Genomic DNA, 25358 nt, shown 5'->3' on the forward strand with positions numbered 1-25358 from the left:
GACGCGGTTTTTTTGGTTGAATTGGACATAACCAAGGTGATTTGAGTGAAACAATTTACTGAATTCTCTCTTCCCATTTTCACCCCTTTTGTCCACTTTCATTTGACGACGTACAGTATTTATCTTGTTAGATTGGTTAAAGCAACCCGATGTGCTGACGGTATCAGTTCCTTCAGCCATTGTGAGCCGTTCGCGTAACTATTTGTTGCATACCTTACACCCCGGTTTTGCTGATGCGGTCAAAGTAGTAGAGAACGAACCTTTCCCCGTGGATACTCGCCTGCTTAAGGGGCCGGAGTAAGTGAGCATTAATGTGCTGAAAAATTAATTCTTTATGGCAGTACACTGTACCGACGAAATCATTTCAATGGCTTCCAGATGCAGATTTCTCGCTACGAATGACCATTTGTAGGGAGAACTATGACTATAATACGAAAATCACCAATATTGCTCCAGGCCCCTGTTTCTTCATACTATGTACGGCTTGTCAATCGGTTTTGTTATCATCGGTTTATAATCACCGATCCTTTGGGTCTGACTGTATTGGGCACAGGTAGTTGAAGCGGATCAGCATCTTCCGTAACCCTACCGTCAGCCGCAATTTTTAACGTGTGAAGGTAATTGTAATTGCCAATGCTGAAGTCTTTATTAGTATGCTGATTGACGACGTACAAGATGGTTTCTGAGGAAGAAAAAACAAGCGAAAACGGCTGACTGGTTTTGAACGGAGCACCGCCGGGGCCGGGATAAGTGGGACCTGAGTTTTTAAGCTCCAATGTTTGCATTGATGCGGGTGCCAGGGGGTTCGATGTGTTATAGACCTGTACCGTATTATCCCCTGAGTTAAGCACGTACATATGATCGCCTGCTTTATTGGTGCGAATCCAGCAAGCCGCTTTTCCGGCGGGTACCGAGGTTTGGAGTGATAAAGCGCCCGTAGTCGCATTGATGGCATATACGCCCACCTTGCCCTGCAACGGATTGCCAACGTACAACACGGAGCCGGATGGATGCTGCCATAAACCCAGGGCGGCTCCGTCCATGCCGGGCACTACATACGGTGTACCGGCTACGGCGGTTAAACCACCCGTACCGTTAATGGTAAAGGAACGTAAGGTACCAACCGGGGGCATCAGCATAAACCCAAGAAAGTCCGTGCCGAACATAAATTTGCCATCGCGGGAAACCAGCACGTTGGAAGGCGACGTGCCCGCCGTCGTTTCAACTTTAGCGCCGGCAACGGGCGTTAACTTGCCAGCCGCATCAATGGTAAATGTAGCATAGTTGGGAAGCTGCGGGGTCGGATGCAGGGGGTCCTGACTCTTATTGAGGACAAAGACAAAATTACCCGACACATCGATGCCAACCGGTGTTTGTCCATTCGATGGAAACGGTGATCCGGCCACATGCTCAAGGGCACCTGTTGCTTTTATGCTGAATACCGCGATGGTATTACTGCCCGAATTAACCGCTAACAGGTACTGCCCATCGGAGGAGACTCTTACTTCGTAATCCGAATCCAACGGCCCTAATAATTGCTCAGGATTACCCACCCCCGATCCATTGGTGAGAAACGGGCTGCCCGCTAAAGGCTCCAGGTTTCCACTGCCATTATTCCTGTAGGCAAGCACCGCATTTTGATTGGCCTGGAAGTTATTGGTTTGCACGTACAGAATGTCGGCCCGGCCGGTTGGGTCGCGATGGTCCGTGCAGGAGAAAAGAGCAACGGAAAGGAAAAGAGATAAAAGCGTGCGTTTCATAACGTTTTGTGGTTTTGTTGTCAAGTTTGACAGTAAATTTTCACTGCACCAGGCCGGGGTGCTGGAAACATATTCAGCTTAGGTACCGATATCACTTTGGGTGACCACCAGGGCATCCGGTCTGCGTGTCGGAACTTTGCCCATTGTTAACGACTACGTTCAGGACACTTCGATTGGGCACTGGCTACTGCTTATGAGATCAATCAAGCGGACTTCTGTGGCACTAAAAGTAGGTTCTTCCATCAGCTATAACTATGACATTCGTCACCGTACCGTATGATGGTTAGCGGTTTTTAAGCGCGGAAAGTAGGGTCTTAGATCGCCTAGAAGAAAGACCCTTCGATGCTGTGTGCCTGGTTGCAAAAAAAAGGGTTCACAATCCGTGAGTAGGCTAACCGAGTCTGACTGATTGGAAATCCTTTTCTAAATGGGCGTCCCTAAGCAGTTCTTTACCCATAAGCCTGGCCATCGGTGCCAGAAGTTGCTGGTTGGCTAATCCTTAGCCGTTGCCAACATATCCATCCTGGATTGATAGATACGCTTTCAGATACGTAGCTAAGGACTCATTTCTGGCTGGGTCAAAGTAGTCGTCCGTTGGGTGGTGATAGGCCTTAACCACGATAATGATTCGCCGTAAAGCAGGTAAGTCATGAGTTAATTTAGCCGTTTATTGGTGCGTGGAAACGCTCAATAGCAACGGGTATTGGCCTGGGTTGATCAATCTTATCCAGTGATGGAAGCATCCATCCGCTTATTTCCAGTTACTGGTGTAAATTAATCAAGCTGACGGTGCTAGCGGCTGGTTACTCCAGCCGTAACATAGATTGCAACGGTTGCCTGATGAAGCTCATCCAACTAGGCCACCTTAACGGTTCGGGTCCGCAGGTTCATCCACAGCTACGTCTCCGGCCCCGGCCGAGTCAAGCAGGTCGGCCACTTGCTTCGCTTGGGTGGCTGACAGTGCCTGCACCGTTACCAGGTTAGCGCTGGGGGATTGACTGTCAGCTCGGCTACCAAAGAGGGATGAGAAGAATCGACCACTGCTGTCGTCGGCCTTGATAGACGGGGGGAGGCTGTCACCGGTAGTCGTCGAGTTCAGGGCAGTTGGGGTCGATAGGGCAACGTTTTCAGCGGTGAACCCCTTCGCCAGCAGGAGTTGGACGGCCTGCTGCGCTTCCGTTATGGTATCAAAAAAGCCAACTACTGTTTGTATCTGAACCATTGGCCTGACGTTTACCTACTTGAATTTACACGTAAAGGCAGGAAGACTACCGAAGCAAACCTACAGCCATTGGTCCGGATTAGCTATGACATTCATCACCCGGCCACATGATCGTTACCCGTGCCGTCCCAACTACGATGCGCCCAAACCGTACGCACGTTCAGTCGGTAAACAATCATATCCATACCTATCAACCGTCATAGGCCCACCATCCATTCCTCCTCATATTTGGCCTGTTAATGCTCACGTAATAAGCACTTACCCGATGAACTATGCGAAAACCGTTATTTACATGGCTGATGATGACGCCGATGACCGCTACTTTATGCGCCAGTCGCTCCAGGAAGTTTATCCCTCGGTGACCATTGTCGAAGCCGAGGACGGGAGCGATCTGCTGACCATGCTGGACATCTGGAGCCAGGAGCCAGCCCCCCAGCCCGTGCACCTGATCCTGCTCGATGTGAACATGCCCAAAATGAATGGACTGGAGACCCTAAGTGCCATCAAAACGAATCCGTTGCTTCGACACATTCCGGCCGTCATGTTCTCTACGTCCGCCGAACCGGCACAAATGGCTACGGCGTACCAAAACGGGGCTAGTAAGTACCTGAAAAAACCGGCCTCTTATGCCGACCTGGTTCAGGTTGCCCAGTCGATTAGCGGCTGTTTGTTAGGCGTGGCAGCCGATTAAGCCGTCCATTGCCACCCAGACCGATCAGCAACAGCACCGCTCAGTCATTAGTAATGGACTGAGCGGTGCTTTATGTATGTTTACTTAGGGTAATGACAGACAACCAATAAGAACCCATGTAATACGATGAACCTGTACAAAACCTATTCTGAGTACTAACCTACTATGGGGGTAAACAAAGCAGCACCGCCCCCTTTTCTGGCGGGGGGCGGTGAACTGGGCGAACGCATACGTGCCAAAGACTGGTCGCAAACCGCCCTTGGGCCACCCAACCAGTGGCCCCAGAGCCTGCGGACCATCGTCAGTACGTGCCTCAACGCCCATCTCCCCATCCTGATCTGGTGGGGACCCGACCTGATCATGCTTTACAACGATGCCTACCGGCTACTACTGGGCGATAAGCATCCCCACGCGTTGGGCAGTACCGGCCGGGATATATGGCCTGAAATCTGGGATACCCTGGGTCCGAAGCTCGAAGGGGTACGCACGCGGGGGGAAGCCGACTGGTCGGAAAATCAGTTTCTGCTGGTCAATCGCCACGGCCAGCCGGAAGCAGCCTGCTTTAGTTATTCCCACAGCCCGATCTACGATGAATCAAACGGCATTGGGGGTGTCTTCTGCGTCGTTACGGAAACGACTGACACGAGGCTGGCCGAGCAGCAACGGGAACAGGAAGCAACCAACGAGCGGGTATTGGATGCCATGATTCAGCAAACGCCCTTAGGCATCGGCATTTTTTATGGGCCTGATTACATCATCGAACGGGCCAACCCAACCCTGTGCCAACTCTGGAATCACCCCCCCGGTGAACTCCTGGGGTACCCGCTGTTTACCGCATCCCCCGAATCGAGGGGGCAGGGGTTTGAAGCCATGCTGGCCAGCGTGCGCCAGACCGGGATTGCTATCCGGGGTAACGATCAGTCCGCGCGGCTCTATCGCAACGGGCGGCTGGAGACGGTCTACTTCGATTTTGTCTATGAACCGCTACGCAGTCCGGACGGGCGCGTTGACCGCATCATGGTGGTGGCTACGGAGGTGACAAAAGCGAGGGAAGCCCGGCAACTCATGGCGGAAAACGCCAGCCGATTGCAAACGCTCTTTGAACAGGCCCCCGTGGCGGTGGCTATCATGGGACCGGGGCCAGCATTTGTGTATGAAGTAGTCAATCCATTCTACTGCGAACTGACTGACCGGTCGGCTGACCAGCTTGTGGGCAAACCCCTGCTGGAAGCCCTGCCAGAAGTAGCTGGACAAGGCATTGAGGACCTGTTAGCAGAGGTCCTGGCAACGGGTGTTCCTTACATTAGCCGGGAGACTGGGTCAGAATTGATGCGTAACGGCCAGCCTGAAACGATTTACGTTGACTTTGTTTTTCAGCCTCGCTACGAAGCCGACCAATCCATCACGGGGGTCGTCGTCATCGCCACCGACATCACCCAGGCCGTGCGGACGCGCCAACGGGTAGAAGCTAATGAGCGGCTGCTAAACGCCATCATTCAGCAAACGCCCTTAGGGATAGGTATCTTTCGTGGCCACGAATTCATTGTCGAATTAGCCAACCCGACCATCTGCCAGCTCTGGGGCCGCACCCATCAGCAGGTGATGGGTAAACCGCTCTTTACGGCTTTGCCTGAAGCCACCGGGCAGGGGTTTGAAGAACTGCTACAGGGCGTCTATAAAACCGGGATTCCCTTCGAGGGTCACGAGTTGCCCGTCACTCTGGAGCGCCATGGCCAGTTGGAGACGGTCTATTTCGACTTTGTCTATGATGCCCTGCGGAACGCGGACGGCAGCATCGAGCGCACCATGGTCGTTGCCACCGATGTCACCCGAGCCCGGGAAGTCCGCCAGCTGATCGAAGCCAGCGAAGTCAGGCTACGGAGCCTGTTTGCTCAGGCTCCGGTGGCCATCGCTATTCTGCGCGGCCCCAGCTTCGTGGTCGAACTGGCCAATCCGGGCATCTGTACCGTCTGGAATCGCACCGAGGCCCAACTCCTGGGCCACCCGGTCTTCGCCGTGCTGACCGAAACCGCCGGGCAGGGGTTTGAGGAATTACTGACCGGCGTGCTACAAACCGGGATGCCGTTTGTGGGCAACGAACTACCCGTGCCCTTTCTGCGCGACGGGCAGGCCAAAACCGTTTACGTCAACTTCGTGTACGAACCGCTGCGCGACCACTCAGACGGCTCCATCACCGGTGTCGTCGTGGTGGGAACGGACGTAACCGAACAGGTGCTGGCCCGCCAGCAGACTGAGCAGCTCCTGGTTCGGGAGCGCGAACTCAACGAACTCAAGTCCAATTTCGTCACGCTGGCTTCCCACGAGTTCCGCACCCCGATGGGCACCATTCTCTCCTCGGCGTCCCTGATCGGGCGGTATGACGGCCCGGACGATGGCGAAAAGCGGGAGCGGCACGTGCAGCGCATCAAATCGGCGGTGCATGGGCTGACGGGACTGCTGAATGATTTTCTCTCACTCAGCCAGATGGAACAGTCCACCCTGCATGGTCGCCCGCATCCGCTCAATATCATTACCTTCTGCCAGGAAATCATCGACGATATGCAGGCCTTAATCAAGCCCCGTCAGCGTGTCGTCTATACCCACCGGTCGGGTGAACCGGCTATTTCGCTCGACGGCCAAATGCTTAAAAACATCCTGATCAATCTGCTGGTCAACGCCAGTAAATACTCGGCCGATGGCAAAGAAATCGAACTGACGACGACTGTTCTGGACAATCAACTCTGGCTTACCGTCCGGGACGAGGGCATCGGCATTCCCGATGCGGACAAAGACAAGCTGTTTATCAATTTTTTCAGGGCCCGCAATGTCAATCACGTCGCGGGCACGGGCCTGGGCCTGTACGTGGTTAAACGCTACGTCGATCTGCTGGGCGGACTGGTTACCTTTACCAGTCAGCTCGATTCGGGCACGGTCTTCACCATTCAACTCCCTGTATCCCCACCGTCCACATGAAAACCATTCTGGTCATCGAAGACACCCCGGCGATGCGGGAGAACATAGCCGAAATTCTCGAGTTGGCCCCCTACCAGGTCGTGCAGGCAGCCAACGGCAAAGAGGGAATCGAACGGGCCCGGCAAGCCCGCCCGGACCTGATTCTGTGTGACATCACGATGCCCGAACTGGATGGCTTCGGTGTCTTACACATCCTTCGGAAAGATCCCACCTTAGCCGATGTGCCGTTTATTTTTCTGACGGCCAAAGCGGACGCGACTGATTTTCGGGTGGGGATGAACCTGGGCGCGGACGACTACATTACGAAGCCGTTCGACGACCTTACCCTGCTGGGTGCGGTGGAGTTACGACTCCGTAAAGGCGCGGGCCCACCGACCGACCCAGCCGCGACCTCTATTGGCTTAAGCAATCTGACGCGGGCCATTCTGGAGGAGACCGATGCCCGCCAGTCGCTCGGCGATCAGTATCCAACAACGCCCTATAACCGGAAGCACCGGCTGTTTACAGCGGGTAGTTGGCCGACCGCCTTGTATTTTATCAACAGGGGCAAAGGCAAACTTTCCAAAATAGACGCTGCTGGCAACGAGTATATCACGGGTCTGGTTGGCCCTGGCGACTTTGTCGGCTATACGGCACTGCTGGAAGAAGTGCCCTACACCGAAACGGCTGAACTGCTGGCCGATGCGCTGGTCTGCACCATTCCCCAGGCCGACTTTATGAGTCTCATTTACAACCATCAGGGGGTGGCTAACCAATTCATCCGGATGCTGGCGGGCGACGTCGCCGAACATCAGGAACGACTGCTGCAATTGGCGTATCATTCGGTGCGTAAACGGGTGGCCGAAGCGCTGCTGATGTATCAGCGAAAATTCTATCCGTTACTGCCGGATTCTAAATACTCCGCCGTTACCGTACCGGGGGAAGCCGACGCTTCGAGGTCGGAAGGCCGTACCTCGGATAGCCGCACCTCCGGCGATCCGGCCCTTAACACCTCACTAGCGATGACCCTGTCGCGCGAGAACTGGTCGCACTTAGTAGGAGCCTCCACCGAAACGGTCATTCGTATTCTGGGTGATTTGCGGGCCGAAGGGCTGATTGAGATCAATGCCAGCCAGATTACCCTGCTCGACATCGACAAACTGACCCGCCTGAAGCGCTGACAGCTTGATCTTTATCAGCTTCGAAGCTGATAAAGATCAGGCCAACCACTAACATGTATCATTCTCCGTTGGACAAACGATCATTGTTGAAACGAGTTGGTTGAGTGACCTTTGCTGTAACTTCTCAACGGACCAATGATCGCTGACTCCACCAAACCGGATGTTAAGGACGTGCCGGGCTTTGTTCTGTTCTATGATCAGTATGCGCCTAAACTGTGGGGGCTTATTTTAACAGCTGATTTAGGGGCATCGGCGTCTAAAACCATCCTGGTCAGGACCTTTATGAAAGCCTGGCCTCACCCCCACCGGCAGGTTGTCGGTGAGCATCAGCTACTCACCTTCCTGTTGAGTTTGGCGTATGCCGAAGGTCTGCCCCTTGGTACGTTAACATCTGTTTTTGGCCGATCATGAACACCGCTATTTCGATTGCAACCACCAATCGGAGCTACCGTGCATCCACATCGACAGTGGTGCGTGGTTCCCCCGCAACGGCGGACCGTGCTGACACCATCGGAATTTCCCCGCCTGGCTGCGTCCGAAAAAAGAGGATACTGCTCTTTAAACTCGCTCTCCCCCTCCTCATTTTACACGTTTGTACGTACGCCCGCCCCAAAGGGAGGCAGGGTCAATAACTGAAAGCGAGCCTGGAAGGGACAGATCGTTAACCTGTTAGGGTTGTTGAGCCGAGCGATGCGGGTATTGAGATCAACGATTTTTGTAGCCTCCGCTAAAGGCCTTTACCAGGGAGGTTACATAGGGGCGCTGGCGCTACTCGGGCTGTGAAGGGCCGCCCTTTAGCCAGCTAAACTAGCTGTGGGCCTCTAAGCGGACGAATTTACGCTTGCGGTGGGTAATTGAATAATGAACTCCGTTCCTTCCCCTTCCTGGCTTTGGACTAGCAACGAGCCTTGATGCCCCTTTGTCACGATATCATACGAGAGCGATAAGCCTAAGCCGGTGCCTTCACCCGTGGGCTTGGTGGTAAAGAAGGGCTGAAAGATCTTGGCTTTCACCGAGTTAGCGATGCCCGTACCGTTGTCGCTTACCCGAATTTGGACATGCCCCGTGAGCTGACGAGTGTGAATGGAAATCCGGGGCTGATAGTCAGCCAGCCCTAGGTTCTGTTTTTGCTGCACCGCGTAAAAGGCGTTGTTAAACAGATTCAAGAGCACCCTTCCCAACTCTTGAGGGAACACCTCGACGGGACCTAAGTCAGGTCCAAAATCAGTTTTCAGCTCGCAGTTAAATCGGCCCGCCGAATCGGCTTTATCTTTGGCCCGCCATCCGTGATAGGCAATCTTAAGGTATTCATCGGTTAAGGCGTTCAGATTGGTGGGTTGTTTCTCGCCCGTGCCGGTGCGGGAGTGTTCGAGCATCCCCTTAACGATGGCCGAAGCTCTGCCGCCGTGATGGATGATCTTGTGCAGGTTTTGGGTGAGATCGTCTAAGAGTTCCCCAATGAGTTTAGTGTCTGGTTGGGGTCTGGTTTCTTCCTCGCGTAGTTCCCCAACCAACTCTGCACTTACTTCCGAGAAGTTGTTGACGAAGTTCAGCGGGTTCTGAATCTCGTGGGCTATACCCGCCGTTAGCGCACCCAACGAAGCCATCTTCTCGGCCTGAATAAGCTGGGTTTGGGTTGTGCGGAGGTCAGCGAGGGTTTTACTCAGGTCGTCGCGCTGGTGGGTTATTTCTTTTTTCTGCTGACCAACTTGCTTATTTAAGGCACTTAACAGCGCATTCGCCTGACGCTGTCGTCGATTGGTACGCCACAAAATCAGCGCTATTATCAGCAATACGGCCAGTCCACTCAGGAGGGCAACCTGTCGAACCTGGCTTTCAAAACGAGCCTGCCCTGCCTCAATTCTGCGTCGGCGTATCTGCTCGGCAAAATTAACTGACTCTAATTGTCTAATGCGTTCTTGATTATACAAACTGTCATTGGCAACCAGCCTCAGTTCGGTATATTTGAGTGCACTATCAGTCTGCTGGCCAGCTTTATAAAGTTGGGCCAGTAGTTGACTATTTATCAGTACCCCAACGCTCAAGTTCATTTGGCGAGCAACCGTTAAGGCTTGATGGGCGTAATAAATGGCGGAATCCGGCTGGTTCTGTTGCCGAAAAATGGTTGACAGCAAATTACAGGTGCGCGTATAAACCTGTCGGTTATTGTCGGCTATGGCAGCCGTCTTTGCTCGATGGAGATACTGAATCGCTCGCTCGCGATGTCCGGCTTTACTATCAATAGCGCCCATCTCAAGCAGAACAAACGGCAGCGGATCGCCCCAGGCACTTTGGCCCAGCGCAGCCAGACGCGTGGCCAGTTGGTAGGCTACCCGCTGATAATAGCGGGCCGAATCGAGTTGATTCTGATACCGATACGCATAGCCTAGGCTAGCCAGCACTAAAATAGCATCAGAGTTTAGGGTACGGGTTTGGTTATATAAGGTTTTGGCCTGAATGAGGTAGGCTTTGGCTTTGTTGTACTCAACTAAACTGACGTATAGGTAACCAATGCTCTGGAGACTCCGTGCCAGCCCCATCTGGTCGTGGGCCAGTTCGCCCAGGTCCTGGGCGTGCAATAACTGGCTTAACGAACTGGCCAAATCCCCTTTTTCAGCGAGGATAAAACCGAGTTGGGTCAGGCATCGTCCTTCTCCTTTGGCGTATCGGATGCGCCGGGCTAGCGTTTCACCCTGCCGGGCATACCACATGGCCGAATCGGGGCGCGAGTAACGATACGATGCACTGACATCAGCCATGAGCAAAATCCGGTTTGTATCTGTTGTAACCTGAGCCAGGGCCTGTTTCAACTGGACGGTCTTTGGGTTTTGTGCCCCTAACCGTAACGGCAGACTGCTACAAATGAAAAATAAGCAAGGTAGAACTAATGGCTTCATGAGTTGGCCGACTTTTTGGTGGAGGACAAGACTCGTTTGGCAAACAATCAATTTGGGCTCAACTAAAGCGGCTACCTACGGTGGCCGACGAACGAATCGGGCTCAAACTACCCGTCCCACTTGGAGAGCACAAACGCCACTAAAAAGCCTATCACCGTCAGTAGACCCGCAAACTCGCGCGTTTCGCTGAAGGCTTCGGGGATCATCGTATCGACCAGCATGGCCAGGATGGCTCCCGCTGCCAGGGCGGTGGTAGCGGCAATGACGGAGTTGGAATAATTCTGAAATAGGCTGTAACCCAGTAGGGCCGCCAGGCCCGAGATCAGGGCAATGCCAAGCCATACCCCCATTACATACCCCATGGATCGACCCGCTTTTTTCATGCCTGCCGCGCTGGATAAGCCCTCGGGGATATTCGACAGAAATACCGCAATGACGGCCACCATACTGACCCCTTTTCCACCCAGCAGACTTAACCCGATCACAATCGATTCGGGAATACCATCCAATAAGGCCCCCACGGCGATAGCCATGCCGCTACCCGGTTTATCTGCCTCTTTGGGGTGCTCTTCCCCCGACCGTTTACGGTGTTTAGCGCCCCGATGGGATAGGAAGTAATTAGCGCCTGAATACAGTAGGGCCCCAGCCAGAAACCCACTTCCGGTGGCCATAAATCCACCTGTCCGGTAAGCCTCATCCATGAGCTCAAACGACAGGGCTGAAAACAGGACGCCACTGCCGAAGGCCATCACGCCCGCAATAAGTTGTTGGGGCACGCTCAGGAAGTAGCCCAAAAGGGCGCCAAGGAGTAAGGCGCTGCCTGAGACCAACCCCCAAAGGCCGGCCTGCGCCCATACGGGCATCTGTGGCAACATAGGCGCTGGGTTTTGGGTGGGGCTGAATGATTCGGTTTGGCTTAAAATTGATACCTGCTTAGGGGCCGACTCGGTCAACGAATCAGGTTACTGACGATTGGATAGTACACGGACCTAGTTTGACAAAGCCCGATTACTCAGGGTTCATACTCTCTTTGGCTACTGATAAGGTGATAAATTGTCCAGTCAAAAGGTGTCTACCTCAACCGGGCCTGCTACCTTTACCTAGCCATTACGTCAAGGCTTTTCTACCTTAGTGGCCAATACGCTGTGCAGCCAAATCAGCGTAAGAGACCCAGTGTACTCCGGGAAAGCAACGAATGTGTAAGGGGCTGTCTGGATATAATCTCGTACTGTGGAAGCTAATGCAAAAGCGTATCATCCCTTTCGGACCCGAAATACCCTTGCCCTCTGCCGCTTCCTGGCTGAACATAGAGCAGTTGGCCAGGGTTGAACTTAGTTCTGAGAGCGGGGCTTACCCCATCGAGTCGGCTCTCTCACTAGGGACCGCTTGGGGCTGGCGGGCGGCACATGCGGGCAAGCAGGTGATTCGGTTGGTGTTTGATCAACCCCTTACGCTGAGGCGTATCTATCTGCTTTTTGAGGAAACCCAAGCCAGCCGAACCCAGGAATTTACGCTGGATTGGAGTACAGAGGCTGGTAGCCCGTTGAGCCACATTGTCCGTCAGCAGTATACCTTTAGTCCCCCCGGCACAATCCGAGAGGTAGAGGATTATCAGGTTGACTTAGCTGAGGTGAAGCTCTTACAAGTAACCATCATTCCGAGCCTCAGTGGTGGGCTTAGTTATGCATCCTTGAAGGCGTTACGGCTTGGGTCGTTTGCTACGGGTTATCGTTGACAGTTGTTAAAAACGGATCTAGCCAAACGATACTCCGCTCCTACTCAAAAATCGTCCAGCTAAACGGTCATTTAATTTATCAATTTTAACTCTATGTATTTGAAATTTAGCCACTTATATTATTATTAAAGATTGCAAAAATCGTCCAAGAAAACGTCCGAATAAAATCAGGACAAGACATGACGCATGATACCGATGGCCTTACCTAGCACCGCCCCCAGGATTACCTCATCCACCGAATTTAGTAGGCCACCGTTCACCAAGCGACGTTGTCTCTCAACCAGTAACTGGGCTACCTAGTCTAAGGTCGTGGACACCGGAAGTTGAGGGGTAACCTCATAAGTGGTTGCAACTACCAAAGCGGGGCCCCGTGCGGTTCCACGCCGGGACGCGGCCATCCAGGCCGGACCAGATTGCAACTAGAACTCTTCACCGGTTCGTTTTTGTCTATTGCCCAGCTAAGAGAAAGAAGTCTCATACTACTTACTGTTGAAGACGGGTAAGTTAGGAACATTATGTTACTGTTTGACAAACGCCGAAGGTACCTGGTGGTAGAAGGACTTGAACATGGCCGAAAAGTGGGAGACACTCTCATACCCCACTAAATAAGCCGTTTCTGAAACGTTACGGCCCGCTCGCAAGAGGTCGGTGGCCCGGCGCAACCGGTAGCGGAACACAAAATCCTGGGGAGAGAGGTCGGTCAGGGCGGTTAGTTTGCGGTGAAGTGTCCGGCGGCTCATGCCTACCTCCCTGGCTAACTGGTCCACACTAAAAGCGCTATCGTCCAAGTGGGCTTCGATACGGTCATAAAGCGTTTCCAGAAACGGATTGGGAAGGCCAGAAGTAGCCCCCTCGGTCTCTGCGGCGCTACCGTTGCCTGCCCCGGCCAACTGACGCTGGAAGTAAGCTTGCAGCCGTTGTCGACGTGTTAGCAGGTTACGTAATCGGAGTTGCAATTCGTTCGTATGGAAGGGTTTAGTTAAATAGTCGTCGGCTCCCTGCTCCAGTCCCTCTAACCGGCTCTGGTGGGCCGTACGGGCGGTGAGCAATACCACGGCGATGTGGTTAGTCAGCGGATCGGTCTTAATCCGTTGGGCTAATTCTATCCCATCCATTAGGGGCATCATTACGTCGCTGACGACCAGATCGGGTAGTTCCAGGCGGACCACTTCCCAGGCTTCCAGTCCATTGATAGCCGTCAGGACCCGGTAGTCCGAAGTTAATTCCTGACGGATGAACTCGCGCAGTTCAGCATTGTCTTCCACTACCACCACCAGCGGTTTGCTGTCAGTTGCCTCTTCCTCAGGAAACGGGGCCAGCCCATGCTGGTGGTCCGCTCCCGGTTCTGAAGTCGCCACGGCCCAGGCCTGGGAATTGATTGGCTCAGGATCGGCCGATTGAACGGGCAGACTTAACCGCACGATTGTCCCCTGGCCTACTTCACTCGCTACCGATATCGTACCGGTCAACAGATCCGTGAGTTCCTGGACTAAGGACAGGCCAATACCGGTGCCTTCGTGCAGACGCGTAGGAGAATCGTCGGCCTGGTAGAACCGGTCGAAAATGCGGGGTAGTTTATCAGCCTCAATGCCGATGCCCGTGTCCGTGACGCTCAGGCAGGCTTGTCCGTTGGCAACCCGCCACTGAATGCTCACCTGACCGCCGGAGGGCGTATATTTAAGGGCATTAGCGAGCAGGTTAGTCATGATCTTGGTCCATTTATCCGTGTCGATAAGTACCCATTCATAGGCCTTCTCTTGGTATGTCTTCTCCGGGTGTGTATTGAGCGACACGCCTTTCGCATCGGCCTGAGGGCGGAAGTGGTTAACCAGCTCGTTGAGAAAGGAAAATAAGTGAGCGGGCGTTGCCGAGACTTTCATCTGCCCGGCGTCTAATTTGGAGAGGTCCAGCAACTGGTTGATGAGCGAGAGTAACTGCCGGGCGTTGCGATTCACTACCCCCAGCAGTAACGCCATCCGGTTGGGTAGTTCAGCATCAGCCAACATTTTTTCGACCGGAGCCAGAATCAGCGAAAGGGGCGTACGGAACTCGTGGGCGATGTTATTAAAGAAACGCTCTTTTTGCTGGCCAACGATCCTGAGTTGATCCTGAGCGGTACGCAGTGCCTGTGCCTGCTGGCGCAGTTCGGCGGTTCGGGCTTCGACCTGCTGTTCCAGGCGCTCATTCTGAGTGGCTAACAGGTCTCGCTTCTCTTCGGTAACCTGCACCACGGCACCCGCTTTTTGTTGCACCTCGGCTAAAATCTCGTTGAATCGCAGGGCAACGTAAACCAGCAATGACAAGGGAATCGAAAGACTGATCCCCGTATAAAGAAGTTCAAAATTATAGGCGGTTTGAGTAAATTCTAAAATGGCATTGATCGTACCCAGTAAAATAGCTAAACCAACCCCCACGACAATGGCCCATTGGGCCCCTCTCAGCCGTTTCCACGAAGAAATGACAACAAAACTAAAAACCAGTGGCTGAAAAATAATGACACTGGAGCCAAGCCGACTGTCCCCCATATAGAGAGCAAGTATGGTGACCGCTAACGAAGCGAGCACGGCTATTCCAACCCCCTGGCGCTCGGTGAGATAGCCAAATATCCGCAGATAAACAACGCTAGTTAAGCCAACGAATAGCCACAGGCAGATGGTACCGATACCGGCATTTATATAGTCAACGCGAAAGGAGGGATCTGTTAAGAAACTAAAACGGAATAGATTGGCAAGGGCAAAAAAAGTTTCCGAAATAGCCAGCAGTCTGATGATGTTTTTTTCATACAGTTTTTGAGCGGAGAGCAGCCAGAAAAATAAGGCAATAAAAACAGATACCGATGCCCAGAGCGTTATGTAGGCCGTTGCCAGCTTCATATTGCTCAGCATTTCGGAGGCAAACTGTGGGCCGGTTAGTCCAATCCCTCGTTTATTTTGCCCAGGACCGCCAAGCAGTTCTGACTCGAGCCTTTTGCCCGGAAAACGAGGATACGGAGATACATAATCGACCACATGCAAGGCGATCAGATAATCCGGTCCGGGCGTTAACCGGACCCCCAGAGGGGGCTTCCAGTACGGCTTGAATTCGGCATAGGGTTTCTCATTCGTCCCCGTTCGGCCAAAGGAGATTAACCATTGCCCATTTACATATACGTCGATGGCCGCCCAGGTGATGTTTGCCAGGCCAACGGGTAGGCCTGTAAACGTAGAATCCAACCGTATTCTTGATCGGAACCACCCTTCTGCTTTGCCAGCCGGGTTCGCATCCTTAGCCGATAACTCAGCCGGTGTTTTGTTGAGCCAGCCAGCCGTATTCAGCGTCGGGTTAGCCCAGGTGGGGTTATGTCCGGGTCGATAAACCCACCCTTTTAAGGTAGACAGGTTGATTAGGTGGTACTGGTCAAACATACGGGTCGATAAGACGAGGGTAGTGTCCTGAGCCAGCGTATGGGGTAGACTCAACCCGAAAAGCAGAACCGTAAATAGGCTTCTCATCGGCAGAAATTGATTAGTTAATAGGTAACTGAACCACGAACCCGATGGCGCCGGCTTTCCAGGACCAGGGTACTCCTCCTAGAAATTGGAGCGGACGGACACCTAAAGCCCATTTTAGTAGGTTTTGACCATCAAACCTACTCAGAATGTATCCGCTGGCAGACTGTGGTTTTTTAAATTTACCTCATTAAGTGCTCGATGCAATAGGGAAAAGCCGTACACTCCATTAACAGGGTACGACTTTTCCGGTCGGCTAAAGCAAATTGTTGATCCGTCTCAAACACGCCCTTAGCGGACCTCGCTCCTACCTGCCTCTGGGTGTTTTTCTAAAAACTTTAGTACGGCCTGCGGTTTAGCAAGACGGATCGGCGCTTTTTCGGAGACAACGGTTGCCAGACCATCCCGATCTCAGAGAATCCCGATCCGTTTCCACGCTTTTGTGCCGCCCCCGAACGTTGGCTGCAGGCCCTAAGTTAGCCCAAGCCGAGTGGTAAACAGGCATTTTTGAGGGCATATGGGTTAGAGAATAAGGAAGTGAACTACGGCACCTTTTTGCCTTTCAGTTCTTCTCCGTTAGCCTGTCGGTAGATGAAATGGCTGGCTTGGTTGGTCTCCCCCTTCACGAATACAATTGAGCCGGGGAGGACTTTAGTAAAGAACGTGGTTTCGTTTTGCGGCAAGAGTTCAACTTTGGGCATGGATGTGCTGGGCCATTGCCCCATCAATTTGTCCCCCTCCCGCGTAACGGTCAACACTAAATTCGGCGCGGCCTCATACTGCCCGGTATAGGCATCGAATAGCTTCGGGTCGACCTTTCCCACCGGACGATCGGCGGCAATGCCTGAACTGTGACCCGCCACATGTTGCCAGCGTCCATTGCGCTTCACAAACATGTCGGTCTCTCGGTCTTTTCTGGTCAATTTTTGCCCATTGAAATCGCTTACCGAGGTACGTAAGTAGATAGCAACCGCCGTATTTCCGTAGTCAACCACCCGCAGGGAATCAAGGTCCCAAGTTTCGTTGACTGCGTCCGACATCGTCTGGATATTAGTCAGCATCTGGGCTTTGGTCTGGATACGGCTGCCGCTCTCATCGGTGGAGATGAACGGATCAGCCAAGGTGCGATCCGCAAAACGGGCTAATGCCTTTTTATCGGCTCTGATCGCTTTTAATTCGGTCAGGAAGGCTCGGATTTCCTCTTCGGTCCTGCTAGGGGTTATTTTGGTAGCCGTCGATGAAGGCTGAGCCTGTAAGGCTGGGGAAAATACGATCCAACTGAGTAAGGTGAAGATGAGTAAAGTTTTCATGGGATTAAAAGGAGTTAGAAGTTGAAGAATATACCTTGACCTAATTCTTGTTTGCTCGTCGCTTAGGAGCTTGGTTTTGGCGCCGCTGTTCCACAATTGATATGTGCGTTGGGTCGATTGAATGGCCATTGGTTATCAGGGTGAAGGGTTTGAGAAAGGCAACTCGGATTAGGCGGGAGCGACCTACCTATCCATAAGCCAAAATTGGGTATTTGACTTCTAACGGACCCTCGTTTTGCGGCCAATAATGAGCGGTTTAGGGACAGGCGAATGAATGAGGGCCTACGGAAGCTGCCTGCTGACTATAAAAACGATCACCTGACTATATCAGGCTAAGACAGTGTACGCCGTGGTGGATGCCTCGGGTACGTGGAGCAGGCAGCCGGTCAATACCTGCGGGGCTAGGAGGTCAGTAGCCAGCAGTGGGACTGGGCGGGGGCCGTCGAACGGTTGAGCGTAAAGGTAGGTGGTCAACCGGCGGGGATGCTGTCTTAACCCCCTGAATGGCTGTTTTCGTTCAATTAAAAGGCATTTCAAACCATTTAGTGGTCGTGTAATTGGCTATCAATGAATACATTAGATTAGAAACAGCCTCCAATAAAATCGTTCACGAAACCTTCCCATTGATTTAAGAATAAGACACAAAGAAATATAGTAGTAAGTGAACCCTTAATTCGATGAACGGTGGTCCCTACTTTTTGGCTCTACTCCTGGAAGTATATCGTCTGAAAACCGTCCTTTCCAGGTATACATCCATTACTTGCTTTTTCATTTCTATTCTGCTATGCTCAAAGCTACCGATGCTTCGCTTTTGCTGATTTTAGTGAACCTGATCTTGACGACGACTGGCTTTGCCCAGCAAAGCCGACAAACCATTTTATTTAATGATGACTGGAGGTTTCATAAAGGCGATATGACCAATGGCGACAAACCAACGGTGAATGAGGCTGACTGGAAAGCCGTAGACCTGCCCCACGACTGGAGCATTGAGGGGCCCTTTGAGGAGCAGTGGGCCAGCGCTACGGCCTATCTACCCGGCGGAATTGGCTGGTACAGAAAGGCATTTGACATTACCCCCGGTATGCGGTCAAAAAAGATATTTCTCTACTTTGATGGCGTCTATAAGAATAGTGAGGTCTGGATAAACGGGCATTATCTGGGCAAACGGCCCAATGGGTTCACCCCCTTTCAGTATGAGATCACACCTTACCTGGCCAAGACAGGCAAAAACATTGTGGCGGCAAAAGTCGATCATACCCAGTTTGCCGATTCGAGGTGGTATACCGGTTCGGGCATTTACCGCAATGTATATTTAGTAGCCACCGATCCGGTGCATGTTGATCTGTGGGGCGTTCGCTTCGTTACGCCCGAGGTAACTCCCCAACGGGCCACCGCGAATGTTACCGTGTCAGTAGCCAATCAATCCAGCATCACGAAACCCATCCTAGTAAAAGCGCAGTTAATTGACTCAAAAGGAAAACCGGTAGCTACGGCCCAGCAACCCGTATCGGTTCAGGCCGGTGGTAAAGCCGATGCCACGATGTCATTTACTGTACCGAATCCGTCACTTTGGTCAACCGAGCAGCCTGCTTTATATCAGCTGATTGTTACGGTAAACGCCAATGGCAAGCCAATCGATACGATCACGGAGAACGTTGGCTTTCGCTCCTTCCAATTCGATAAAGACAACGGTTTTTTCCTCAACGGAAAGAACATGAAACTCAAAGGTGTCTGCATTCATGACGATGCAGGTGCTTTAGGGGTTGCCGTGCCGGAAGAAGTTTGGGTTCGCCGATTAAAAACGCTGAAAGAAGTCGGCTGCAATTCCCTGCGGATGAGCCATAACCCCCATGCCGATTACCTCTATGACCTGGCCGACAAAATGGGTTTTCTGGTTATGGATGAATCCTTTGATGAATGGGAAGAAGGCAAAAACAAATGGATAAAAGGCTGGAATGTTGGCAAGCCGGGTAATGATGGTTCATATTCGGATTTCAACCAATGGGCCGAGCGTGACGTAGCGGATATGGTCTTACGGAACCGTAACCGTCCCTCGATTATCTTCTGGAGTATCGGTAATGAAATCGATTATCCGAATGATCCGTATACGCACGAAGTGCTCAATACGGGCCGAAATCCGCAGATTTATGGCAAAGGGTATACGCCTGGTCATCCGGCCGCGAGTCGGTTAGGCGAACTGGCCCGGCAACTGGCGGCCGTCGTGAAGAAATACGACCCCACAAGACCCGTAACGGCCGCGCTGGCCGGGGTAGTCATGTCAAACGAAGTTGGCTTTCCTGAAGCGCTGGATGTTGTCGGCTATAATTATCAGGAATACCGCTACCCCGACGACCACAAGAAATACCCGGACCGGGTGATTTACGGTAGCGAAAACGGGATGGCCTACAGTGCGTGGGCTGCGGTAGCGGATAACGCGTATATATCAGGTCAATATTTATGGACCGGCATTGACTACTTAGGTGAAGCGCGTAGCTGGCCCTCCAAAGGCAATCAGGCAGGCTTAATCGATTTGGCGGGTTTTAAAAAACCGGAGTTTTACTTTCGGCAAAGCCTGTGGACCGATACCCCCTTCGTTTACATGGCCACGGCTCCTGTACCGGCGACCCCTCCGACAGGCAATCAGGCCAACAACCGACGGAAGCTTACTGCTTCCTGGAATTACAAAGAAGGCGATAGCATACGGGTAAGCTGTTTTACCACTTGTGACGAAGCCGAGTTGCTGCTAAACGGAAAGTCATTGGGCAAAAAGCAACTGGCTGATGCTGCCGAGCGGGTTATGACCTGGAGGGTGGCTTACCAGCCGGGTGATTTATCGATGAAAGGGTATAAAAACGGAAAGGAGTCAGCGCAATACGCCTTAAAAACAGCCGGTGATGCGTATGCCATTGAGGCAAAGGCGGATCGTACCTCGTTCGATAAAACAAAAAAACAGCTAAGCCATATTGAGATAAACGTACTGGATAAAAACGGTGTCCCGGTCTATACTGCCGATCGTGAAATCTGGGTGAAGGTGGAAGGCCCCGCCAAGCTGATTGGTCTGGAAAGTGGCAGCACCACCAGCCATGAAGCGTATAAGGCCGATAAACGCAAGCTGTTTCAGGGTCGCTTACTGGCCTACATCCAGTCACAGCAAAAAGCCGGTGCCGTAACCGTTACGTTATCAGCACCCGGTCTGCAATCGAAAGTGATCCGATTTCAATAATATGTTGGACAGTGGAATAGCCTTAAGTGACTACACCACTCAATAGAATGGGTAGGTTACAAGTAGTAACCTACCCATTCTATTGACAACTCATTAATTGACCTTTCTGATCCGGGCTACCCAGCCGCCACCGCCAGCCAGTTGTAACGGCACCTTAGCCCCGGACGAAAGGGTAATGGTTTCCTTTTGGTAATCAGTGCCATCACGCTCGGCATTCAGGCCGTCTTTGAAGACCTCCGCTTCGTAGCTGCCACTCGGCAGAAACGAAAAGTCAAGGGTTAGTTCGCGAGGAGTCCAGTTGTTCATCGCCCCGACAAACCAGGTATCGCCCTTTCGGCGGGCCAGGGCTACGTATTCGGCTACTTTGCCATCCAGCGCCACCGTCTCATCGAACGCAGCGGGTATTTTGGTCATGAAGTCGGTGCATTCTTGCTCCTTGATATAGGTCGTCGGGCTATCCGACAGCATCTGGAACGGCGCTTCAAACACCACAAACTGAGCCAACTGGTTACAGCGCGTCCCCTTGGCCATCGGCAAATTATTGATAGGCCTAAAATTGGCCTGATTCACGTTCCGAAACGCACCCGAGGTGTAATCCATTGGCCCGGCCATCATCCGAATGTACGGGATGCTTACCGTGTAACGGGGCTGATCTTCATTCGACCACTTGAAGTTTTCCAGACCCTTGACGCCCTCATAGCCAATCACGTTCGGGTACGTTCGCTGCAATCCGGTGGGTTTGAATGCGCCGTGGTAATCAACCATCAGCTTGTTGTCAGCCGCCAGTTTGGCGATGTCGTAGAGTGATTTAACGGCCACCTGGTCATCCCGGTCGATGAAATCAATCTTAAAGCCTTTGACGCCCATCTTCGCGTAGTGCGGGAATGCTTGGTTCATTCCCTGCGTAATGGCATACCAGTAAGCCCATATCACAACCCCCACGTTTTTCTGCTTGCCATAGTCCACAATCTCGGGCAGATTCAGGGCCGGATTCACCTTTAGCAGGTCCAGCCGATCTGACCAACCGGCGTCGATGACGATGTATTTCACCCCGTTTTTGGCGGCAAAATCAACGTAGTATTTATAGGTTTGGGTGTTGTTGCCCGCTTTGAAATCGACGTGCGAAATAGTCCGGCTACTCCACCAGTCCCAGGTAGACTGCCCGGCCTGAATCCAGGACACATCGGCAATGCGGGTGGGGGCGGCCAGCTTCTGGACAATATCATTGTTGAGCAAATCTTTGTCCTGTTCGCTGATGGCTAGCGCCCGCCAGGGGAACGAGCGGGTGCCCGTTGTTTTGGCCATGTAGTCAGCCCGTTTGGTCGGAATGAAGTTCATGTTCCCCGATCCGCCCAATTGCGCTTCCAGCGGGTAAGGGGCATAAACCCCTTTAAAACCTTTCCCGCTTTGATTCATGTCTACGTACATGCCGGGGTAATCTTCCAGGTCGGCTTCCAGCAAAACGACTTTCTTATTCTGGCCCACATCGACCAGCAGCGGTAAGAAAGCTAAGGAATCTTTGGGAAACTGCGACAGTTTGATTTCGTGATACAGGGCTTCAAACGAGGAGTTGAAATTCTGGCCGCCCCGGTAATCCCACTGAATGGGAATAAAGGCCCGGTGGTCGTCGGTGAAATTGACGTTGGCTTCTTCGATTTTCACAGTCAGCGAATCCTTGCGCTTCGTAAAAAACCGGTAGGCTGCCGCGTCATTATACACCCGGAAAATGACGCCATACTCGCCTTTGCAGTTCAGGGTAAGCTGATTATACTGGTCTGGAATAACTGCTTTTTTGTAATTGATGGCCTGAATGGTGGCATTCACTTTTTGCATGGGTGCGGAGGTTATCCGGGCTTTATCGCCCAGCACTTCTCCGCCTTCCAGTTGCAGGGAAATGGCCGAGGGCGTAATAATCGGATGGTCTTTGTGCATCAGAGACCACAGTAGTTTATCGGCGGCTTCAACGTGCAGACGAATGGTGCCGTCGGGTGACTTCAGGTCGTAATTCTTAGGTTTCTGGGCATTTAGCCAGGTGGAGCTTGCCACCAGCAGGAGCAGAACGATTCTGTATTTCGTGTTCATCTGAGTTAAGAGAAAAGGACTTCGAAAATAAGATTAACTAGGGCTAAAAATTAAAATACAGTACACCACTAAACGTATCGAGCCCGCCGTATGTGACGGATTAGAGTTAACAGTTATGAAACCGAGTAATATTAATGATTCCCCTCTCCTACTCAAAACCGTTCAGAAAAACGTCCCTATGATTTCGAGACAAGACAGCAACTTTTTAATAATTGTCCACACTAATCCGTAGCATACGTCTTGTTGGGGTCTGCTGAACTACCCACGAAAGTAGTATTATAGCCCCAACTTATTGGGCCGTAAAGGCGTAAACATTACAATTTGGTAACGCACTTTTGAGGCCGATTTTTTTCTAGCGAGTTATACATTACGTACACCCATCAACCCGGATGCGGTCAATCTTACAGTATGCCTTATGGTGCATCCTTATGTGTATGCCGACCGAGACTTGAGCTGGTTATCGTTCAATTACCGAGTGTTGCTGGAAGCCCACGACGAGCAGGTGCCTCTGGCCGAACGAGTCAAATTTCTGGCTATTTATTCGGCCAATCTCGATGAGTTCTTTCGGGTTCGCGTCGCGGCCTTGCGCAGCATGGCGGCTCTATCCCCAAAGAAACGAAAGAAACTACCGATTGATCCGCTCGTCGTGCTGGCTCAGATTGCTGATACCGTTGCCCGCCAGCAACCCCAGTACGAAGCGCTCTTCGAGCAAACCCTTCTTCCGGAACTTAGGCAGAAGAACGTGGTTTTATATACCCATCAACCTCTGTCAGACCTTCATCGCTTAGAAGCGTCCGAGTACTTTCGTCGTACCGTACTCTCCTATTTGCAACCCGTTTTCGTGGGCACGCACCGTCGGATGAAGAGTCGGGACAAACTTCCCCTGCTTAATAGCAAAGCCCTTTATTTCGCTCTTACTCTACGGCCTAAACTCGCACCAGACGCCCTTCACGTAGAATCGCCGGCCGAGACCGTAATGGCCTACCTCAACATCCCAAAAGATAAACTGGCTCGCTTTGTTGAGCTATCCCCAATCGATGGGGTAAGCTACTACGTCTTTCTGGATGAGATCATCCGGGCTAATTTAGGCGTCATTTTTCCGGTTTTCGACGTTGACGCCTGCTGTAGTTTCAAGCTCAACCGATCTGAAGACATCAGTATCAACGACGAATATCGGGGTGATCTGATCAAAAAAGTTAAAGTTCAACTGAACAAACGGAAAACCGCCCCGCCGGTTCGTTTTTTGTACGACCGGGCAATGCCCGCTCCCCTGCTGGCCCGGTTTAGCAAGCTGTTTTCGTTGACCGAGGATGACCTGATGGCCGGTGGACGCTACCACAGTCTGAGTGATTTGATCCGCTTACCGCTAAGTACGAAACCTGGTCTGGCTGTGCCCGGCATGGTTCCGCTGCCTTCTCCTGACCTGGATACCTACGAGTCCGTGTTGGCTGCCATCCGTCAGCAGGACCGCTTGCTTCACTTTCCCTATCAATCGTATAGCTACGTCCTGCGCTTTTTTAACGAAGCGGCTATCGATCCGCTCGTCTATGAGATCCAGGTGGCTCTGTACCGAGTGGCAACGGACTCGCTGATTGCCAATGCACTGATTAGTGCCGCCCGCAATGGCAAGAAAGTGACCGTGTTTGTAGAGGTGAAAGCCCGCTTCGACGAGGCGAACAACCTGCGGTGGGCCGAAGAGATGGAACAGGCTGGTGTGCGCATCATCTATAGCTTACCCGGCCTTAAAGTCCACGCTAAGATTGCCTTAGTTAAGCGCGCCAATGGGGCCACCAAATCCAGGAAAAACCCGCAACGATTCGTGTATTTGAGCACGGGCAATTTTAACGAGTCGACAGCCGAGGTGTATACGGATCAGGGTTTGTTTACGACCCATCCGGGGATGGCCGATGATCTGGAAAAAGTCTTTGGCTACCTGCGAAAGCAAAAAAAGATCCATCGTCTGCGACACCTGCTGGTGGCACCGGTCAATCTTCAGCAGCGATATCTGGACCTGATCGAGCGGGAAATCAAGCAGGCTAAAAAAGGCAAAAAAGCCCGTCTGATCATTAAACTCAACGGCCTGGAAGATCAGGTGATGATTGATAAATTGTACGAAGCCAATCAGGCCGGGGTGCAGGTTCAACTCATCATTCGGGGCATCTGCTGCTTGGTGCCGGATCTACCGGGGATCAGTGAAGGGATTGAGCTGATTCGGTTGGTGGACACATTTTTAGAACATAGTCGCGTCGCCGTTTTCCACAATGGAGGCAAACCCGAGGTGTATCTGGCTTCGGCCGATTGGATGAACCGGAATCTCTACCATCGGGTAGAAGTAGGCTTTCCCATTTATTCGACGGCGCTGAAAAAAGAATTGCTGCAACTGCTCGATTTTCAACTTCACGATTCGGAAAAAGCTCGCCGGATTGACCAATGGGGACAAAATCAACCCATTGACTCAGGGAATGACTCCAAACTCCGTGCGCAAAGGGCTATGTACGATTGGCTTAAAGAGCCATCATAACGGAAGTAAATCGCCATATTCTAAATTTCGTATGCTACGGATAGTTGTTGACAGTTATTGAAATTGAGAGCATTAGTAATCGGGTAGAAATGTAGGCAAAAAACTATTTTATCCACCTCCCTCCTACCCAACCACCGTTCAGAAAAACGTCCCTTTTTTCTAACTTCGTTCTGATCAGCTTGATGCCATCCCAATACCCAAGAGCAACCGGCCTAGTATAAACTGCCCTTACCTCCCTTTTCAACTAAGCTGGCAAAAACAGCAGGAGGGCACAAAAAAACGCTTCAGCCAGGTAG

15 protein-coding genes are annotated in these 25358 nt (G+C 52.1%); 7 read left to right on the forward strand and 8 right to left on the reverse strand.

The window, feature by feature from the left end:
* The 3 genes from ACYVI1_RS00005 to ACYVI1_RS00015 form a co-directional block, all read right to left on the reverse strand.
* Positions 1-180 (reverse strand): hypothetical protein (locus ACYVI1_RS00005; RefSeq protein ID WP_460905210.1); only part of this gene is annotated, 180 nt, incomplete at its 3' end.
* Positions 181-503: 323 nt separating this feature from the next.
* The gene (locus ACYVI1_RS00010) at positions 504-1760 is read right to left on the reverse strand and encodes a lactonase family protein (protein ID WP_460905212.1); all 1257 of its coding nucleotides are present in this window, start codon (positions 1758-1760) and stop codon (positions 504-506) included.
* Positions 1761-2625: 865 nt separating this feature from the next.
* On the reverse strand, positions 2626-2982 hold the full coding sequence (locus ACYVI1_RS00015; protein WP_460905214.1) for a hypothetical protein: 357 nt from the start codon (positions 2980-2982) through the stop codon (positions 2626-2628).
* Between the two features lie 265 nt (positions 2983-3247).
* On the opposite strand from ACYVI1_RS00015, the gene ACYVI1_RS00020 reads away from it, so the two are divergent.
* The 4 genes from ACYVI1_RS00020 to ACYVI1_RS00035 all read left to right on the forward strand — a co-directional run bounded on the left by ACYVI1_RS00020 (position 3248) and on the right by ACYVI1_RS00035 (position 8217).
* Entirely contained in the window at positions 3248-3673 is a 426-nt protein-coding gene (locus ACYVI1_RS00020) for a response regulator (RefSeq protein WP_460905216.1), read from the forward strand.
* A gap of 165 nt (positions 3674-3838) precedes the next feature.
* Complete coding sequence (locus ACYVI1_RS00025) at positions 3839-6646, forward strand: PAS domain-containing sensor histidine kinase (protein WP_460905218.1); 2808 nt, start codon at positions 3839-3841, stop codon at positions 6644-6646.
* Positions 6643-7806 (forward strand): response regulator, encoded by a 1164-nt coding sequence (locus ACYVI1_RS00030; protein ID WP_460905220.1) that lies wholly within the window; start codon positions 6643-6645, stop codon positions 7804-7806. The genes ACYVI1_RS00025 and ACYVI1_RS00030 overlap by 4 nt, the downstream gene beginning before the upstream one ends.
* A gap of 135 nt (positions 7807-7941) precedes the next feature.
* The gene (locus ACYVI1_RS00035; protein ID WP_460905222.1) at positions 7942-8217 is read left to right on the forward strand and encodes a hypothetical protein; all 276 of its coding nucleotides are present in this window, start codon (positions 7942-7944) and stop codon (positions 8215-8217) included.
* Between the two features lie 410 nt (positions 8218-8627).
* On the opposite strand, the gene ACYVI1_RS00040 is transcribed toward ACYVI1_RS00035, so the two are convergent.
* Positions 8628-10616 carry a tetratricopeptide repeat-containing sensor histidine kinase gene (locus ACYVI1_RS00040; RefSeq protein ID WP_460905224.1) on the reverse strand — a complete coding sequence of 663 codons (1989 nt, stop codon included), beginning with the start codon at positions 10614-10616 and terminating at the stop codon, positions 8628-8630.
* 194 nt (positions 10617-10810) lie between these two features.
* Positions 10811-11578 carry a ZIP family metal transporter gene (locus ACYVI1_RS00045; protein ID WP_460905226.1) on the reverse strand — a complete coding sequence of 256 codons (768 nt, stop codon included), beginning with the start codon at positions 11576-11578 and terminating at the stop codon, positions 10811-10813.
* Between the two features lie 365 nt (positions 11579-11943).
* On the opposite strand from ACYVI1_RS00045, the gene ACYVI1_RS00050 reads away from it, so the two are divergent.
* The gene (locus ACYVI1_RS00050) at positions 11944-12438 is read left to right on the forward strand and encodes a hypothetical protein (RefSeq protein ID WP_460905228.1); all 495 of its coding nucleotides are present in this window, start codon (positions 11944-11946) and stop codon (positions 12436-12438) included.
* 518 nt (positions 12439-12956) lie between these two features.
* Here ACYVI1_RS00050 and ACYVI1_RS00055 read toward each other — a convergent pair.
* Entirely contained in the window at positions 12957-15929 is a 2973-nt protein-coding gene (locus ACYVI1_RS00055; protein ID WP_460905230.1) for a hybrid sensor histidine kinase/response regulator transcription factor, read from the reverse strand.
* Between the two features lie 539 nt (positions 15930-16468).
* Complete coding sequence (locus ACYVI1_RS00060; RefSeq protein WP_460905232.1) at positions 16469-17236, reverse strand: DUF3471 domain-containing protein; 768 nt, start codon at positions 17234-17236, stop codon at positions 16469-16471.
* Between the two features lie 784 nt (positions 17237-18020).
* Here ACYVI1_RS00060 and ACYVI1_RS00065 point away from each other — a divergent pair.
* Entirely contained in the window at positions 18021-20459 is a 2439-nt protein-coding gene (locus ACYVI1_RS00065; protein ID WP_460905234.1) for a sugar-binding domain-containing protein, read from the forward strand.
* A 93-nt stretch (positions 20460-20552) separates the two neighbouring features.
* Here the strand turns inward: ACYVI1_RS00065 and ACYVI1_RS00070 are convergent, their stop codons facing one another.
* Complete coding sequence (locus ACYVI1_RS00070; protein WP_460905236.1) at positions 20553-22541, reverse strand: glycoside hydrolase family 97 protein; 1989 nt, start codon at positions 22539-22541, stop codon at positions 20553-20555.
* Positions 22542-22956: 415 nt separating this feature from the next.
* On the opposite strand from ACYVI1_RS00070, the gene ppk1 reads away from it, so the two are divergent.
* Entirely contained in the window at positions 22957-25062 is a 2106-nt protein-coding gene (ppk1, locus tag ACYVI1_RS00075; protein ID WP_460905238.1) for a polyphosphate kinase 1, read from the forward strand.
* The last annotated feature ends 296 nt before the right edge of the window (positions 25063-25358 follow it).

The organism is Spirosoma areae, assembly GCF_054781775.1.

Excerpts from the sequence above, each read along its gene's own strand:
- ACYVI1_RS00010 (WP_460905212.1), bottom strand. The coding sequence starts at position 1,760 with ATGAAACGCACGCTTTTATCTCTTTTCCTTTCCGTTGCTCTTTTCTCC.
- ACYVI1_RS00015 (WP_460905214.1), bottom strand. The coding sequence starts at position 2,982 with ATGGTTCAGATACAAACAGTAGTTGGCTTTTTTGATACCATAACGGAA.
- ACYVI1_RS00020 (WP_460905216.1), top strand. The coding sequence starts at position 3,248 with ATGAACTATGCGAAAACCGTTATTTACATGGCTGATGATGACGCCGAT.
- ACYVI1_RS00025 (WP_460905218.1), top strand. The coding sequence starts at position 3,839 with ATGGGGGTAAACAAAGCAGCACCGCCCCCTTTTCTGGCGGGGGGCGGT.
- ACYVI1_RS00030 (WP_460905220.1), top strand. The coding sequence starts at position 6,643 with ATGAAAACCATTCTGGTCATCGAAGACACCCCGGCGATGCGGGAGAAC.
- ACYVI1_RS00035 (WP_460905222.1), top strand. The coding sequence starts at position 7,942 with ATGATCGCTGACTCCACCAAACCGGATGTTAAGGACGTGCCGGGCTTT.
- ACYVI1_RS00045 (WP_460905226.1), bottom strand. The coding sequence starts at position 11,578 with ATGTTGCCACAGATGCCCGTATGGGCGCAGGCCGGCCTTTGGGGGTTG.
- ACYVI1_RS00050 (WP_460905228.1), top strand. The coding sequence starts at position 11,944 with ATGCAAAAGCGTATCATCCCTTTCGGACCCGAAATACCCTTGCCCTCT.
- ACYVI1_RS00055 (WP_460905230.1), bottom strand. The coding sequence starts at position 15,929 with ATGAGAAGCCTATTTACGGTTCTGCTTTTCGGGTTGAGTCTACCCCAT.
- ACYVI1_RS00060 (WP_460905232.1), bottom strand. The coding sequence starts at position 17,236 with ATGAAAACTTTACTCATCTTCACCTTACTCAGTTGGATCGTATTTTCC.
- ACYVI1_RS00065 (WP_460905234.1), top strand. The coding sequence starts at position 18,021 with ATGCTCAAAGCTACCGATGCTTCGCTTTTGCTGATTTTAGTGAACCTG.
- ACYVI1_RS00070 (WP_460905236.1), bottom strand. The coding sequence starts at position 22,541 with ATGAACACGAAATACAGAATCGTTCTGCTCCTGCTGGTGGCAAGCTCC.
- ppk1 (WP_460905238.1), top strand. The coding sequence starts at position 22,957 with ATGGTGCATCCTTATGTGTATGCCGACCGAGACTTGAGCTGGTTATCG.